Annotated in this window: 11 protein-coding genes; 7 read left to right on the forward strand and 4 right to left on the reverse strand. The window is 71.3% G+C overall.

Going from position 1 to position 16,071, the window contains the following annotated elements:
• Positions 1-9: 9 nt before the first annotated feature.
• The 3 genes from cysK to ACQPXD_RS16540 are packed head-to-tail and all read left to right on the forward strand — an operon-like array spanning position 10 to position 3,565.
• Entirely contained in the window at positions 10-993 is a 984-nt protein-coding gene (cysK, locus tag ACQPXD_RS16530; RefSeq protein WP_432839303.1) for a cysteine synthase A, read from the forward strand.
• Positions 990-2,297, forward strand: coding sequence for an ATP-grasp domain-containing protein (locus tag ACQPXD_RS16535; RefSeq protein ID WP_432839305.1), 1,308 nt, complete (start codon positions 990-992; stop codon positions 2,295-2,297). Before cysK ends, ACQPXD_RS16535 begins: the two co-directional genes overlap by 4 nt.
• A complete protein-coding gene (locus tag ACQPXD_RS16540) occupies positions 2,294-3,565 on the forward strand; it encodes an ATP-grasp domain-containing protein (RefSeq protein WP_432839307.1) in 1,272 nt (423 codons plus the stop codon). The genes ACQPXD_RS16535 and ACQPXD_RS16540 overlap by 4 nt, the downstream gene beginning before the upstream one ends.
• A 113-nt stretch (positions 3,566-3,678) precedes the next feature.
• Here ACQPXD_RS16540 and ACQPXD_RS16545 read toward each other — a convergent pair whose 3' ends face one another.
• The 4 genes from ACQPXD_RS16545 to ACQPXD_RS16560 all read right to left on the reverse strand — a co-directional run bounded on the left by ACQPXD_RS16545 (position 3,679) and on the right by ACQPXD_RS16560 (position 8,163).
• A complete protein-coding gene (locus ACQPXD_RS16545; protein ID WP_432839309.1) occupies positions 3,679-5,013 on the reverse strand; it encodes a hypothetical protein in 1,335 nt (444 codons plus the stop codon).
• A 64-nt stretch (positions 5,014-5,077) separates the two neighbouring features.
• A complete protein-coding gene (locus ACQPXD_RS16550; RefSeq protein WP_432839311.1) occupies positions 5,078-6,349 on the reverse strand; it encodes an MFS transporter in 1,272 nt (423 codons plus the stop codon).
• Positions 6,346-7,599: an ATP-grasp domain-containing protein gene (locus ACQPXD_RS16555; RefSeq protein WP_432839313.1), complete on the reverse strand. Its 1,254-nt coding sequence runs from the start codon at positions 7,597-7,599 to the stop codon at positions 6,346-6,348. Before ACQPXD_RS16555 ends, ACQPXD_RS16550 begins: the two co-directional genes overlap by 4 nt.
• A gap of 357 nt (positions 7,600-7,956) precedes the next feature.
• Positions 7,957-8,163, reverse strand: a complete 207-nt coding sequence (locus ACQPXD_RS16560; RefSeq protein WP_432839315.1) for a hypothetical protein — start codon at positions 8,161-8,163, stop codon at positions 7,957-7,959.
• A gap of 192 nt (positions 8,164-8,355) precedes the next feature.
• On the opposite strand from ACQPXD_RS16560, the gene ACQPXD_RS16565 reads away from it, so the two are divergent.
• The 4 genes from ACQPXD_RS16565 (at position 8,356) to ACQPXD_RS16580 (ending at position 16,047) form a co-directional block, all read left to right on the forward strand.
• Positions 8,356-9,273, forward strand: coding sequence for a hypothetical protein (locus ACQPXD_RS16565; protein WP_432839317.1), 918 nt, complete (start codon positions 8,356-8,358; stop codon positions 9,271-9,273).
• Positions 9,274-9,371: 98 nt separating this feature from the next.
• Complete coding sequence (locus ACQPXD_RS16570) at positions 9,372-9,893, forward strand: hypothetical protein (RefSeq protein ID WP_432839319.1); 522 nt, start codon at positions 9,372-9,374, stop codon at positions 9,891-9,893.
• A complete protein-coding gene (locus ACQPXD_RS16575; protein ID WP_432839321.1) occupies positions 9,890-10,078 on the forward strand; it encodes a hypothetical protein in 189 nt (62 codons plus the stop codon). Before ACQPXD_RS16570 ends, ACQPXD_RS16575 begins: the two co-directional genes overlap by 4 nt.
• A 377-nt stretch (positions 10,079-10,455) precedes the next feature.
• Entirely contained in the window at positions 10,456-16,047 is a 5,592-nt protein-coding gene (locus ACQPXD_RS16580) for an SDR family NAD(P)-dependent oxidoreductase (RefSeq protein WP_432839323.1), read from the forward strand.
• The last annotated feature ends 24 nt before the right edge of the window (positions 16,048-16,071 follow it).

The following is a 16,071-nucleotide window of genomic DNA, read 5'->3' on the forward strand; positions in this document are numbered from 1 at the left end:
GTGGGACTCATGGGCCAGACCGTGCAAGCGACGCGCCGCGTCGCGGACAGCATCGAAGACCTGATCGGCAACACACCGCTGCTGCGTCTGCCGGTGGACGGCGGCGCACCCGGCGTCGAGGTATTAGCCAAGCTCGAGTCCGCCAACCCGATGGCGAGCATCAAGGACCGGGCGGCCCTGTTCATGCTCCGCGCCGCGGAGGCGGCCGGGCTGATAGGCCCGGGCGGCACCGTGATCGAGGCGACCTCCGGCAACACTGGGATCGCACTGGCGGCCCTGTGCGCCGCCCGCGGCTACCGGTGCGTGATCGTCATGCCGGACAGCGCGACGGTGGAACGGATCGGACTGCTGCGCGCGCTGGGTGCCGAGGTGGTCCTCTCCCCGCGGGAGCAGCGCTACCAGGGCGCCATCGACAAGGCCGAGGAACTGCAGGCCGAACTGCCGGGGTCGTGGTTTCCCCGCCAGCACGCCAACGCGGACAACGTACGGGCTCACCGCGAGACGACCGGACCCGAGATCTGGGCCGACACCCACGGCGGGGTCGACATCCTGGTCTGCGGCATCGGCACCGGTGGCACGCTGTGCGGTGCCGCGTCCTACCTGAAGGAACAGAACCCCGCCGTCGCCGCCGTCGCCGTCGAACCGGCGGCCTCGCCGCTGCTGTCCCAGGGATTCGCCGGCACCCACGCCATTCCCGGGCTCAACGGCGGCTTCGTGGCACCCACCACCGACCTCACCTTGATCGACTCGGTCCTGACGGTCACCGACGCCGAAGCCCTGGACACCGCCAAGTGGCTCGCGCGCCGGGTCGGCGTGCTCGCCGGCATCTCGTCCGGCGCGGCGGTGCACGGCGCGCTGCGCGTCGCGCGTCGCGCGGAGAACGCGGGCAAGACGATCGTCGTCGTGCTCCCGGACACCGGCGAACGGTACCTGAGCGTCTGGTCGACCGAGACCGAACCGTCCGCGACCGTCCCGTCAGGAGAGCGACGATGAACCCCGAGAAGACGCTGCTGCTCGTCGGCGGCCTAGATGAGACCCTGGTCAAGGCGAAGGAACTGGGCCTCGATGTCCTGCTGCTGCAGCACCCCGGCAAGGTGACCGAGGAGCAGGAGACCTACGCGGACGTCCGGCACGTGCTCGACTACACCGACTGGTCGCTGACCCGGCCGCTGGTCGAGCAGTTGTACGAGACGTACGGGTTCACCGCCGCGGTGTCGTTGACCGAGCCGGGGCTCGAGATCGCCGGCCGGATCAACGATCTGTTCGACCTCGGCGGCACCGGCTACGACGTGGCGCACCGCATCCGCGACAAGTGGACGATGCGGCAGCACCTGGCGCGGTACGACCCCGCCGCGGTCGGCGCCGCGCTGCTGGTCACCCGGGAGGACCTGGATTCCTTCGGTACACGCTACGGCTTCCCGTTCATCGTCAAGCCCACCGACGCCACCGCTAGCATCGGCGTGTTCCGGGTCGACGGCCCGGCCGACCTCGACCGGGTGTGGAGCCGGGTCGCCGAGCTGCGCGGCACCCGGACCGACCGCATCTCCGACATGTACGTGCTCGAGGACTTCCTGATGGAGGAGTACGTTTACGGCCCGGAGTTCAGCGTCGAGTCGTTCAGCTTCGCCGGCCGGCACGTGGTCGTCACCATCACCGAGAAGTTCTCCGGCGAGGGCCACTTCGCCGAACTGGGGCACGCGGTGCCCGCTCGGCTGGACGAGGAGACCTGGGACTCGATCCGCGAGTCCGTGGCCGTCTTCCTGGACCGGATGGGCTTCCGGGACGGCGTCTGCCACACCGAGGTCAAGGTCGACCCGCGCGGCCCCACCGTCATCGAGGGGCACAACCGCTTCGGCGGCGACGCCATCCCGGACCTGGTCCGGGCGGCCTACGGGGTGGACCTGACGACCCTCGCGGTCGGCTGGCCGTTCGGTCTGGTGGACGAACTGCCCGACCGGCCGCGGGCACACGCCGGTGCGTGCGCACGGTTCATCGTCGGCGAGCCCGGCAGCGTACTGTCGATCGACGGTGTGCAGCGGGCCACCGAGCAGCCGGGCGTCCTCGCCGTGCGGATCACCGCGAAGGTGGGCGACCCGGTGCACGCGTTGCGCGACAACTGGGACCGGCTCGGGCTGGTCGCGGTCACCGCGGCGGACACCGACGCGGCCGTCCAACGCGCCGCGGACGTCATCCGCGACACGGTCGACATCCGGATCGCCGGCGACGGCGGGCAGATCCACGTCGCCCGGGTCGCCGAGGTGGCCGACCGGGTCACCGCGGCGGTGGGTCGGTCATGAGCGTCCTGGTCTTGCACCGCAACCCGTTCGAGCCGTTCCCCTACGACCGGTGGCTCGCCGACTATCCCGGTGAGATCGTCGTGCTGGCCGCCGCCGACAAGCTGCGCAGCTTCGGCGAGCCGGTGCCCACCGGCAATCTCGGGTTCGACCGGCTGGAGTTCCTGGAACGCTTCGACGACGACGAGGAGGTCCGCAAGCACGCGCTGGAGTTGGCCGTCGAGTTCACCGTCGACCGGGTCGTCGCGCACCACGAGGCGGACGTGGACACCGCGGCGTGGTTGCGTGAACGGTTGAACCTGCCCGGCGCGTGGCCGGCCGACCTGCTCCCGTTCCGCGACAAGGCTCTGATGAAGCGGCTCGCGCAGCGCGCCGGCGTCGAGGTCGCCCCGCACACGGTGGCGGGCACCGCCGCCGAGGCGCTGGCGTTCGCCGAGGCGCACGGCTTTCCCGTGGTGCTCAAGGAACGCGCCGGCTACAGCGCGATCGGGCTCAGGATCCTGCACGACCGCGCTGCACTGGCGGACTCGCTTGCCGAGGCGTACTCCGCCGGCCCGCGCACGGACCTGTTGATCGAGGCGTTCGTGCCGGGCCGGATGTGCCACGTGGACGGGCTCGTGATCGACGGCCGGATCGTGCTGGCCTGGCCCTCGCAGTACCAGTACGATCTGGCGTCGTTCGGCTCGGACCCCGGTGCGCGGGTCGACCTCACCCTCGACCCGGACGACCCCCTCACCGACCGCCTGCTCGCGATGACGGCTCGCCTGGTGACGGGGCTCAAGCGCGCGGAGGGCCGGCAGTACCCGCACGCCTTCCACGCGGAGATCTTCCACACCCCTGACGACCGCCTGGTGCTGTGCGAGATCGCGAGCCGCCCGGGCGGCGCCAAGATCCGGGAGGTGTTCCACGCCATGTTCGGCATCAACCTGGGCGAGTACGCCACCCGCGCCCAGCTCGGCCTGCCCCTGCCGGCGCTCGCGGAAACCCTGCGCGGCGGCCCGCCGCCGCGTCCCCGGGTGATGTCCGGCCAGGTGCTGATGATGAAGCGACCGGGCGTGGTGCGGGCGGTTCCCGAGGCCCCTGCCGAGTCGTGGGTGGAGCGGTTCTGGGTGTACGCGCAGCGGGGTCAGACCATCCCCGCGGCGTCGGGTTCAGCGGACTTCCTCGCCGCCGCGATCGCCACCGCCGCGACCCGCACCGAGTGCGAGCACCGGCTCCGCACCCTCGGCGCACGGCTGGTGTCCCAGACCGACATCGTTGCGGAACCCTGAGAACCGAGGAGGCCACCCGGGACCGGGGGAGCAACCAGGACCGGGGAGCAACCTGAGCACAGACGACGATCGGCGCGGCTGGATTCTCCCAGCCGCGCCGTTGTGTTCCGGTGTCACTCGCCGTACAGGAAGACGCCGGCGGCCCGGGTGCTGGCGTTGGCGCTGATGCTGATCACCGCGTCGGTGCTGCTCGGCAGCGCCCGGGCATAGGCGCCGGCGTAACCGTCGGGCATCACGTACATGCCCCAGACCGCCCACCAGTCCTCGACCTGCCCGGTCCGTGGGTCCACGACCGGCTCCGCCCGTGGGGTCACCCGCTCCTGCACCACGCAGCCGGCGACGGACGCCTGCTTGATGGCCAGCCACCACTGCTCGTCGTCGGTCTCCCAGCCGGGCACGATCCCCGAGCCGCCGTTGGTCGCGTTCGGCTTGAGGATCAGCTCCTCGCGCCGTTCGCGGCACTCCGCCAGAGTGTCCTCGTCGTCCACCGTGGACGGTCCGCCGAGTGCGCGGGTCCACGGCAGTACCCGGTCGATCAGGGCCAGTTCCTCGGCGCTGAATCGGTCGTGCCAACGCGGGTCGGACAGCAGCGCCAGGCAACCCTTGTTGCCGTAGAGGCTGCTGGCCATCGGCGTGAACAGCACCGCCGTGCCGGCCTCGTGGGCCCGGAAGATCGGCTCGACCAGCGCCTCGCCGTCCGGCAGCGCGCACGTCTCGTCGACCGCGAAGGTCCGCAGGATGACGTCGATCGGGACGTCGCCGAGGTAGAGCTTGCCCGACCGTTCCACGACGTCGCCGACCTCGCCGAGGTGGAAGTCGAGGCCCAGCTCGCGCAGCCGGCGGCGCAGCGAGCGCCAGATGGCGCCGAGGTTCGTCATCCCGCCGGGCGACTCCAGCAGCGCGACGACCGGTTCCCGGCCGGGTGCCACCGCCTCGCCGGCCCGGCGCAGCGTCGTGGCCGCGTGCTGCGTGGTGTCGGTGAAGCTGAGCCGGTGCGCGTCGGCGAACGCGGCGAACGCGTCCACCGTCAGCAGGCCGGCGGGGATGCCCTGCGACTTGTCGATCCCGCCGAGTTCGCTGGCGATGTTGAACTCCAGCAGGCGGAAGCGCGTACCGTCGTGGTAAAGATCGGCGCGGCCGTACAGCGGCGGGGCGACATCGCCGAGCCGGCGCATCAGTGCTTCCGCGCGCGGGTCGATCCGCAGCTGCGCGCAGTACCGGCCGAAGTCGCCGTCGAACAGCCGGTGCGGTAGCGAGGTCATCAGGTGGAACAGGCCGACGACGTCGTCGGCGAAGGCGTGCATCTCGGCCGCGGCGGCGAACAGCGGCCGGGCGAGCAACCGGCCGTCGACCGTCGCGGCGATCTCGGCCGGCAGCGCCGCGTCGTCCATCGCGGTGCGCAGCGGGCTGCCCGGCGCCAGGCACTGCTCGACGTAATGTCGGGTCACGGGGTCAGTCATGGTCCGTTCTCCTTTGTGTCCGGTAGGGACGGGTGGTTGGTCACCATCCGAACTACGCCTTGGCGCTGACCGGGGTGACGAGCTCGTCCCGGGCGGTGGGGCGGGCGAGGAGGACACGGTACTGCTGCACGATGACCAGCCCCATCGCCGCGTAGAGCAGCGCGATGCCCCACGGCGGGACCACCGAGCCGATGGTGATGAACAGCGCCGCGATCCCCTGCGCCAACCGGAGGTTTAGGTTGTACACCGCCATGTAGCGGGTGCGGGAGTTCTCCGGCACCATGTTGGCCAGCATCGTCTGCCGCACCGGCACGCTCATCAGCTCGCCGACCGTGAACACCAGACCGGCGATCAACAGAGCCCAGCCGATGTCGCTGACCGCCAGCACCATGTAGCCGCCCACGAACATGGCGGTGCCGAGGTACAGCACCGCGCGGTCGGAGAACCGGCGGAACAGCACGTGCGCGAACAGCATGAGCGCCACCACCAGGATGGTGTTCTCCGCGCGCAGGATGCCCAGCATTCGCACGCCGTCGACCCGGACGGCGAAGGACCCGACCTCGACCAGGTTCTGCACCGGCAGGTGCAGGTTCAGCCGTACGGCCACGTAGTTGATGATCTGCAGCTCGATCCCGAGGATCAGCGTGGCCGCCACCATCAGCCGGATGAACCCGCTGTCCCGCAGTACCAGCGCGTAGCCGGCGGTGAACTCCTTCAGCCGCGAGGTGCGCGGCGCTGCGTCCGCCGCGTTCGGAAGGGTCTCCGGGATCAGCAGGTACGTGGTGACCACGATCCCGGCGGTACAGGTCGACGCGATGGTGAGCATCAGTGTGAAGTGCCCGTTGTACAGCCAGGCGCCGAGCAGCGAGCCGACCGCCAGGGCGAGGTTGGTCGCCCAGTAGATGAGCGTGTAGGCCGCCTTGCGGGTCTCCGGCGTGGTGACGTCGACGATCATCGCGTCGTTCGCCGGCAGTGCGACACTGGCGGCGAGCTTGTTGAGCAGATATCCCGCGTAGACCACCAGGGCGTTGCCCCACCAGTGCGAGTTGCCCAGAGCCATCAGGGTGTACGTGGCGAAGATGCCGAACTCCGCGACCAGCAGCGTACGCCGCCGTCCCCGGGTGTCGGAGATGTGCCCGCCGCCCAGCATGCCCAGCGCGCCGATGGTGACCACTACGATGATCAGGACCCCGGCGGCCGCCACGCCGAAGGAGAACGCCAGATAGATGGCCATGAACGACGTGATCATCGAGTCGAGGAGCCGGTTGAAGAAGTTGACCAGGACCCGGATCCGCAGCACCGGGTTCATGGTGAACGGGTTCACGCCGGGTCACCCGCTGTGGGCGCGATGTCGATGGTGAGGAGCGCCTCGACCTGGTGGGCACGCTCCAGCGTCTGCTCGGCCGACTCGCCGCTGACGATGACGAAGCCGTGCCGGGTCCGCCAGTCCACCGTCTCGGGGATCACGTCGCCCGGACCGAAGGGCAGGTTCAGGTCGTAGACGAAGTCCAGTGCCCGGGCCTCGTCGAGGCCGTCCACCGACCGGACGGTACCCAGCGGAAGGGTGAAGTAGTGGATCCGCGCGCTGGCCGTGGGGACGACCGGGTCGAGCGGCCGCCCGGACAGCGCCACGAAGACCGATCGCATGATGTCGAAGCCGCTGGAGAGCTTGACCAGGTGGGGGATCCGGTCACCGCCGAGCCGGGCCTGCGACTCGACGATCCGCGGGCCGTCCGGTGTCAGCTTCACCTCGGTGTGCGCGGGGCCGTTGCGGTAGCCGGCCACGGTCAGCAGATCCACCGTGATCTTGGCGATCGCGTCGGTGTCCGGCGACGGCGGCTCGGGGTGCACGTGTCCGAACTCGACGAACAGCGGTGGCGGACCGAGGATCTTGCGGGTCACCCCGATCACGTGGTGGACGCCCCGCGCGCTGATCGTCTCCACGCTGAACTCCGGTCCGCGCAGGTACTCCTCGACCAGCACCGGGCCGTCGTACCCGTACGACTCCAGCAGCGTTCCCCAGGTGGCCAGGTCGGCCTCGTCGTGCAGCAGCAGCACGCCCCGGCTGCCGGACAGCTCGGTCGGCTTCACCACGACCGGCAGGGTGAACCCGTCGAGCAGCGCGGCGACGTCCTGCCACCGCGGCGCGTGCGCGTACCGCACGGGGGACAGGTCGTGCTCCGCCAGGGTGCGGCGCAACTCCAGCTTGTCGTTGAGGATCTCGATCGACCGGACGGGGTTGACCTCGATCCCGAGTTCCTCGGCGACCTGGTACGCGAGCAGCATGCTCTCCTCGGCGCCGACGTGGTAGAGGTACTCGGGCTCGAACTCGGCGACCGCCTTGTGTAGCGCCTCGCGGTAGCCCTCGTGGTCGTCGAAGTCGGTCACCAGCAGGGTCTCGGCCACCTCGGCGATGTCGGCGAGGTACTTGTCGGTACCAGCGCCGAACGAGCCCTCGGCGACCTTGCGGTCCCAGATCGCGAAGATCTGGAAGCCCTCCTCCCGAGCCTTGGGGATGTAGTCCAGGTACGGCATCACCATGAGGACCTTGGTGGACATCTTCTGATCGGACATTGCGAATTTCTCCTCCGGCGAAGGGAATCGTGGGCGTGCGCGATCTGCCGACCCGGTGGGTCGGCTGCTGATCAATGGCTGCGACGGGACGCCTGTGCGGCTCCGGACGTGCGATCGGGGTAGCGACGCTGTCGCTACCCCCAAGGCGATGCACAACGGAAACGGCCGTTGACGGGCGGCAACGGCGACGATTTTCTTCCCAGTCGTCACCGGATTTTGATAGGGCTCCGCCGTCGATTTAGCGTGACAGTTGCCGACTTCGGCTGTCAACACATGTCACGGCGGGGTGCGGCGGGACGTTCACTGCGACGAGCTTCGTGGATCGTTCGTGTCCAGGCCGTGGCGCCGACCCGTGGTTCACCAGATGGTGTCCTGCGGGGTGTTCGGGTTGGGCACCCCTCCGGCGCCGATCCGCGGGGCCGAGACGCCGTCGCTCTTGCCGGTCCAGTGCGTGTCCCGCACGGTGAGGGCCAGCATGCCGAGGGCCGTCAGGAGCACGGCCGCGAGCATCACGAGCTTCACGCGGACGGGGATCGCAACGGTCGGGGTGGCGGTGGTGCACACGTGATTCCTCCAAGGTGGCTGTCGGTCGACTGACGTGCGTCAATCGACGCCGACATCCTGCGCGCGGGTGACTTCAACTCACCCCTGACCGGCTTCCGACCTCCGCATAGCGGGTCGGAAGCCGACGAGAAGGCACACGGGGCATAGTGCTGCGAAGACCGAACACACGTGAGGCCGTGAGGTGGATCTGGAATGGGCACGACGTTTCGGCTCGGCCTCGACGACGTACACCGAGCGCTCGACGCCATCGACCCGGTGGGACTGGTCGTCGCCGAGCTGACCGGCCGCGGCCTTGTTGTTCCTGGTCCGGTGCTGCAGGTCGAGACCAACCACCCCGAGCCACACGTGGTGACGCGGGAGACGCATTCGTCGATACGCGTTCTCCTCTCGGCGGACGCGTTGCGGGCGGTGCGGTGCGCGAGCCTCACCGTCATCGCGGCGCAGTTGCTGGTCCCGCCGGGAGCGGCGACGGTGTGCGTGCTGGGTTCCGGTCTGCGGGCCGAGCTCATGATGCGCATGCTGGCGCGTTACGTGCTGGGCATCAGCCACATCGCGGTGTGCGCCGTCGACGGGCCGACCGGGGCCATCGTCACCCAACGGGTCATCGATGAACTGGAGCTGTCCGGGATCGGACTCGCCATCACCTCGCGGGTGGACGAGGCGACGTTCGGGGCCAACCTGGTGGGGATCGCCACCACCGGGTCGCTGACCGACCTGGAGAGCCGGCACATCAGCAAGGCGGCGGTGCTGGTCAACTGCGGCGGCCGGCCGGTGCCGCCGAGCGTGGTCGACCACGCGTTGCTGGTCTGCGTCGGCGACCGCGCACTGCGCGAGCAGCACGCACACCGGTACGAGGCGGCGCAGGTCCAGCCCAACTCCGCGCGCCGGCGCCGGGTGCGCTACCCGCGGCCGGTGCCCACCGACTTCGCGGACCTGTTCCAGGACGGCCGGACCGGGCCGACGATCTCGGCGCTGGGCGTCGTGGTGGTGGACGTGCTCGACCCCGACCAGGTGAGCGCCGCGCTCACGTACGAGATGACGTCGGTCGCCCGCCGGCTGGGCCTGGGCACCGCGACCAACCTTCCAGACCACGACGAGGGACGACAATGACCGAGACGCTTTGCGATCTTCCCGCGTGTTCACGATCCGTCATCGACGGCTTCCGGCTGTGCGCGCCTTGCCGGCACACCGCGCGAGAGGAGCTGCGTTTGTTACCCGGGCTGTACCGCGACTGTGAGGAGAACCTGGTCCGGACCCGGCAGGGCATCGCCGAGCGGGTCCGGACCAGCGGGGCGCCCGGCATCGTCCTCAACGAGTCGGCCGTGCGCGTCCGGTCCGACATCGCCGACGTGTTGTCGTCGTGGTGCGCGCTCGTGGTCCAGGAGCGCCGCCCCGCCCGCCGGCCACGCTCCCGTGCCGCGGCCGACCTGACCGCCTTCCTGGACCCGCACGTGGACTGGCTCGCCCGGCACCCGGCCGCCGGCGACTTCGCCGCCGAGGTGCACGCGCTGACCGCCGTCGCCCGCCGGGTGAGCGACCGAACCGATCAGGACCCGCGCACGCTGGGTCGCTGCGACCGCCAGGGCTGCGGAAGCAGCGTGCACCTGTATGACGGCGCCGACGGGACGGCTCGCCAGGCCCGCTGCACGGCCGGCCACGTGTGGCAGCCGCACGAGTGGCTGCGGCTGAGCCGGGGCAACGCGGCCAGGGACGCGGAGCGTGCGGCGTGAACGACAGCGGCAGGCGCCGCCGGACCGTCCCGACGCAACTGGCCGCGCTCGCCGTGGGCGTGTCCGAGGCGACCATCCGCAAATGGGCCAGCCGCGGCAAGTTGCGCCGCTACGGTAGTCCGGGACGCGCCGAGTACGACCTCGATGAATTGTTCGCGATGTGCCGGACGGCCGCGGGCAACTAATCGTCACGAATACGGCAACCCTTGGTCGGACATAACGACCAAGGGTTGCTTGCCGTGTAGATCAGGACACTCAAGAATGGGTGTTGACATGCCGTCGGTGAATCTGTCACGCTTTTCCCGGGGCGCCACCGTGCCCATCGCGAGATGGTTCAGGACGAACCCCGCGGTGCTGCTGAACCCGCGTTCTTCGCGAGCCTGACGGCCTTCCTTTCTTGAATCGGCGCGCGAACCACCGGTCCGTGCCGGCCCTTTGACGCGTCACGATTCCCGCTATTCCCCTTCCGGTCGCGCCTGCGCCGCCGGATGTCGGGGCGATTGTCGAGAACGCGGCACTTCTGGTGCAAGTCCACGTGAATGATCGGAGGTGGCCACGTCCCGTGGCTCGTTCTGACAGTACGCACGAAATCGCGATCATCGGTATTGGCAGTCGCTTTCCAGGTGCTTGCGGACCGGCCGAGTTCTGGCAGCTGCTGCGGTCCGGCACCGAGGCGGTCACGACATTCACCTCCGAGGAACTGGCCGCCGCCGGCGTACCGGCCGCGGTCGCCGCGGATGAGCACTACGTGCCGATCGCGGGAGTGATCGAGCGGCCCGACCTGTTCGACGCCTCGCTGTTCGGCATCAACCCCAAAGAGGCGACCCTCATGGATCCCCAGCACCGGGTGATGCTGGAGTGCGCGTGGGAGGCGCTGGAGGACAGCGGGCACGATCCCAGCGACATCGCCGGCCGGGTCGGGGTGTTCGCCGGGTCCTACAAGAACGACTACCTGAAGCTCCTCGGTCCGCAAACCGGGTCGACGCAGCAGTTCCTGGCCGGGGTGTCCAACGACGCGGACTACCTGGCCACCCGGATATCGTTCAAGCTCGACCTCACCGGCCCGTCGGTGTCGGTGCAGACCGCGTGCTCGACGGCGCTGGTGGCGGTACACCTCGCGGCCGAGTCGCTGCGCGCCGGCTCGTGCGACCTCGCGCTGGCCGGTGGCGTGACGATCAGGGCCGGCCAGCACCCCGGCTACCTGTATCACGAAGGCGGGATCTACTCCCCGGACGGGCACTGCCGGGCGTTCGACGCCGCCGCGCAGGGCACCGTCATCGGCGAGGGTGCCGGCCTGGTGGTCCTCAAGCGGCTGGCCGACGCGCTCGCCGACGGCGACCCGATCCGCGCCGTCATCAAGGGATCGGCGGCCGGCAACGACGGCGCCGACCGGGTCGGCTTCTCCGCGCCGGGCGTGTCCGGTCAGGCCAGGATCGTCCAGGCGGCACTGGAACAGTCCGGGATCGCGCCGGACACCATCGGCTACGTCGAGACCCACGGAAGCGGCACCCCACTCGGTGACCGGATCGAGATCGACGCGCTCACCCGCGCGTACCGGGCCGCCGGCTGGACCGGTGGCACCCGGGCGATCGGTTCGGTCAAGACGAACATCGGCCACACGCACGCCGCGGCCGGCATCGCCGGGCTGATCAAGACGATCCTGGTGTTGCAGCATCGCGAGATCCCGCCCAGCCTGCACTTCACCGAGCCCAACCCGCGCATCGACTTCGACAGCTCGCCGTTCCGGGTCAACGCCGCGCTGAGCCCCTGGCCCGGGAACGGCACCGCACCGCGGGCCGGGGTCAGCTCGTTCGGCATGGGCGGCACCGGCGTTCACATGGTGCTGGAAGCCGCGCCGGACCCGGCGGTCGACGCTTCCGCCGCCGGCCCGCACGTGCTACCGCTGTCGGCGAACCACCCGGCGGCGCTGGACCCGGCCGGCGAGCGGCTGGCCGACCATCTGGCCGCCGACCCCGAGGCCGGCCTGGCCGAGGTCGCGCGCACCCTGCAGGGCGGCCGGCACGCGTTCGACCACCGCCGGGTGCTGGTCGCGGCCGATCGGGCGGACGCCGTCGACGTCCTGCGTGGACGGGCCCCGGCGCGGCTCATGACGCTCAGCTCGACCGGCGTGCCGCGGCGGATCGCGTTCCTGCTGCCCGGCCTCGGCGAGCAGTACGAGCACATGGGCGCGGACCTCCACCGGACCGACCCGGTGTTCCGGCACGCGCTGGACCAATGCCTGGACATCCTGGCCGACGGCGCCGGACTGGACCTGAGGCCGGTGCTCTTCCCGGCCGACCGGCCCCGGCGGGGGGCCACCGGCAAGCCCGACCTGCGCGCGATGCTCGGCCGCTCGGCGGCCGCGCCCCAGCCGTCCCGGCTCGACGAGACCGTGTACGCCCAGCCGGCGACGTTCGCCGTGGAGTACGCGCTGGCCCAGTTCTGGTTCGCCCGCGGGGTCCGCCCCGACGCGCTGGTCGGCTACAGCCTCGGCGAGTACGTGGCGGCCACCCTGGCCGGGGTGTTCTCGCTGGAGGACGCGCTGTACCTGACGGCACAACGGGCCCGGATGATCAGCGAGCTGCCGCCCGGCGCGATGCTCGCCGTGCAGCTGCCCGAGGAACGGCTGGACGACGTGCTCGACGCCGACCTGTCGGTGGCCGCGGTCAACGGTCCGGATCTGTGCGTAATCGCCGGACCGGAGGTCGCTGTCGCGGCGCTGGAGGAGCGCCTCGTGCAGCGGGGCGTCGCCGCGCGGCGGCTGCGCACGACCCACGCCTTCCATTCCACGATGATGGAGCCGCTCGTTCGTGACTTCGTCGGGGTGGTGCGCGGGGTCAGCCGCAACCATCCGGAGATCGCGTACCTGTCCAACGTGACCGGCGACTGGATGACCGAGGCGGACGCCGTCGACCCGGCCTACTACGGCCGCCATCTGCGCGAGGCCGTCCGGTTCGGGGACGCGGTACGGCGGCTGTGGCAGCAACCCGGGCGGGTACTGGTCGAGGTCGGCGTGGGCCGGCCGCTCGGCTCGATGGCCCAGCAGGCGCGTCCGCGCGGCGCCGACGCGGGCTCGCTGGTGCTCGGATCGTTGCCCGGGCTCACCGACGGCGGCTCCGACGGGTCCTGGACCGCGGAGAGCACCGCCAAGCTCTGGCTGTGCGGCGTCGACATCGACTGGGACGGCGTGTCGCCCACCCGGCGGCGGGTGGCGCTGCCCACGTACCCGTTCCAGCGGCGCAGCTTCTGGCCGAAGCCGAACATCGGCGCACCGGCGGTCGTCGAGCCGGACGCCGGCGGCGTGGCGGTCGCCGAGCCCGAGGAAGCCGGCGACGGGCGCCGCGATCTCGCGGATTGGTTCTACACGCCGCGGTGGGAGGTCGTGCCGCCGGCCGCCGGGCCCACGCCGGGCGGAGGCTGGCTGGTCTTCGCCGACCGGCTCGGCGTCGCTGACGAGCTGGTGCGCGAGCTGGCGGACCGCGGCGACGAGGTGACCGTGGTGCGCCGCGGCAGTGGGTTCGCGGCCGACCCGGACGGTTCGTACGTCGTGGATCCCGCGAACGCCGGCGACTACGTCGAACTGCTGAACCGGATCCGGTCCGGCGGCGAACTGCCGCGACGGATCGCCCATCTGTGGCTGGTCGGTCCCCGCGCCGACGACCCGACGGACCCCGCAGCCGTCGAGGAGGCCACGGTCGCCGGCTTCACCAGCGTGCTGGCCCTGGCGCAGGCGATCGGCCGGGAGTCCCTCACCGACCCGGTCGACGTGGCAGTGATCTCCACCGACCTTCACGGCGTCGTCGACGGCGACCGCCCGCACCCGGCCAAGGCACTGGTGCTCGGGCCGTGCCGGGTCTGGCCGCTGGAGAACCCGTCGGTCGCCTGCCGCAGTGTCGACCTCGCCTTCACCGACGCCGGCGAGGACCGGCGCGCGCTGGCCGGCCGGCTGCTGGACGAACTGGACCGGCCGGTCGCCGCCGCCACCGGTACCGCCGTGGTGGCCATTCGCGGCGGGATGCGCCTGCGCCAGGAGCACCGCCCGACCCGGCTGGTCGCCCCCACGGAGCGGACGCGACTGCGCACCGGCGGGACGTACCTGATCACCGGCGGCCTCGGCGGGATCGGCCTGTCCCTGGCCGAGCACCTGGCCGCCACCGTCCAGGCGAACCTGGTCCTGGTGGGCCGCTCCGGCCTGCCGCCCCGCGACAAGTGGCCACAGTGGACGGACCGGCCGGCGACGGACCCGACGGCCGAACGGATCCGCGCGGTGCGACGGGTGGAACGAGCCGGCGGCACGGTGCTGGTCGCGGTGGCCGACGTCACCGACGCCGACCAGCTCCGCGCGGTGGTGACCGCGGCGGTCGACCGGTTCGGCGCTGTGCACGGGGTCGTGCACGCCGCCGGGGTGCCCGGCGGCGGCCTCATGCAGCTCAAGGACGCCGGCCGGGCGGCCGCGGTGCTGGCCCCGAAGGTCGCCGGGGCGCTGGCATTGCGGCACGCGTTCGCCGGGCTCCCGTTGGACTTCCTGGTGCACTGCTCGTCGGGCATCGCCGTCACCGGTGGCGTCGGCCAGGTCGACTACTGCGCCGCCAACGCGTTCCTGGACGCGCTGGCGCACCACGACCACCACGGCGGGCAGCCGGTCGTCTCGGTGAACTGGGATGCCTGGCAGGGCATCGGGATGGCGGCCCGCAGCATCGGCGGCACCGCCGTGGAGCCGCCCACCGACCGTGCGGTCCGGCACCCGTTCATCGAACGGCGACTGGCCGGCACCGACGAGCGCTACGCGATCTACGTCAGCACGTTCGACGCGGCCGATTCCTGGCTGGTGGACGAGCACCGCATGCTCGGCCGGGCAGTGGTGCCCGGGGTGGGGCACCTCGAGTTGGTCCGCGCGGCGTTCGCCGACCACCGCGGGCACGGCGACCGCCGCGACATGGGGGTCGACCTGAGCGACGTGACGTTCTACACCCCGATCGTGGTCGCCGAGGGCGGCCGCACCGAGGTGCGCACCGTGCTGGAACACGACGGCGACGGCACCGGGTTCGTCGTGATCAGCGCACACCCGGACCCGGACGCCGGCCGCGCGCGGTGGCAGCTGCACTCGTCCGGTCGGGTGGCCGCGCTGGACGACACCCCGGCCCGGCGGATCGACGTCGAGTCGTTGACGGCAGTCCTGCGCGACATCGGCCGGCCGGAGCACGACGGGCCGATGGGCTTCGGCGCGCGGTCCCAGTGCCTGCGCCGGATGTACGTCGGGGACGGCGAGTTCCTGGCCCGCATCGAGCTGCCCGAGCAGTTCCGCGCCGATCTGGACCAGTTGGCGCTGCACCCGGCGCTGCTGGACATCTCGACGGCTTTCGTCGGCGTCTACCACGCCCGGGAGTTCCGGATCCCGATCTCCTACGGGCGGCTGCGGATGTTCGCCCCGCTCGCGGCGGCCGTCTACAGCCACCAGGTGTACCGGGACCGCGACGAGGTCGGCAAGGAGACGCTGACCTCCGACGTGACCATCACGGACCTGGCCGGCAACGAGCTGGTGCGGGCCGAGCGGTTCGTGCTGAAGAAGGTGCACGACCTGGACGGCCGGCTCACGGCGGCGCAGGCGGCGGCCACCGGCAAGACGCGGCTGTACGAGCACCCGCCGGTCGCCGATCCGGGTGCGCGCCAGCCGGAGCACACGGCCGGCTTCCTGCGCACCGCCCTGGACCACGGGATGTCGCCGGCCGAGGGGACCGACGTGTTCGACCGGATCCTGGCGGCCGGACCGAGCCCCCAGGTGCTGGTGAGCACCCGGGACCTGGTGGACGTGCTCGACGAGGTGGCGAGGCCGCGCACCGGCGCGACCGGGGACGGCCGGCAAGGTGAGCCCGACAGTGCGCAGTACCACCCGCGTCCGGAACTGCTGACGCCGTACGAAGCACCCCGCGACGGCGTCGAGGAACGGCTCGCGGAGCTCTGGCAGGAACTGCTCGGCCTGGAGAAGGTCGGGGTCAACGACCACTTCTTCGAACTCGGCGGGCATTCGCTGCTCGGGCTGCAACTGGTGCCCCGGCTACGCGAGGCGTTCGCCGTCGACCTGCCGGTCGGCGCGATCTTCGACGCGCCGACCGTCGCCACTCTCGCCGGTGTTGTGCGCGACGCACGCGCGTGAGTCCGGCCGCAACCCCGGAACAGA

It is taken from the genome of Dactylosporangium sp. CA-092794 (assembly GCF_050948465.1).
GTDB lineage: Bacteria > Actinomycetota > Actinomycetes > Mycobacteriales > Micromonosporaceae > Dactylosporangium.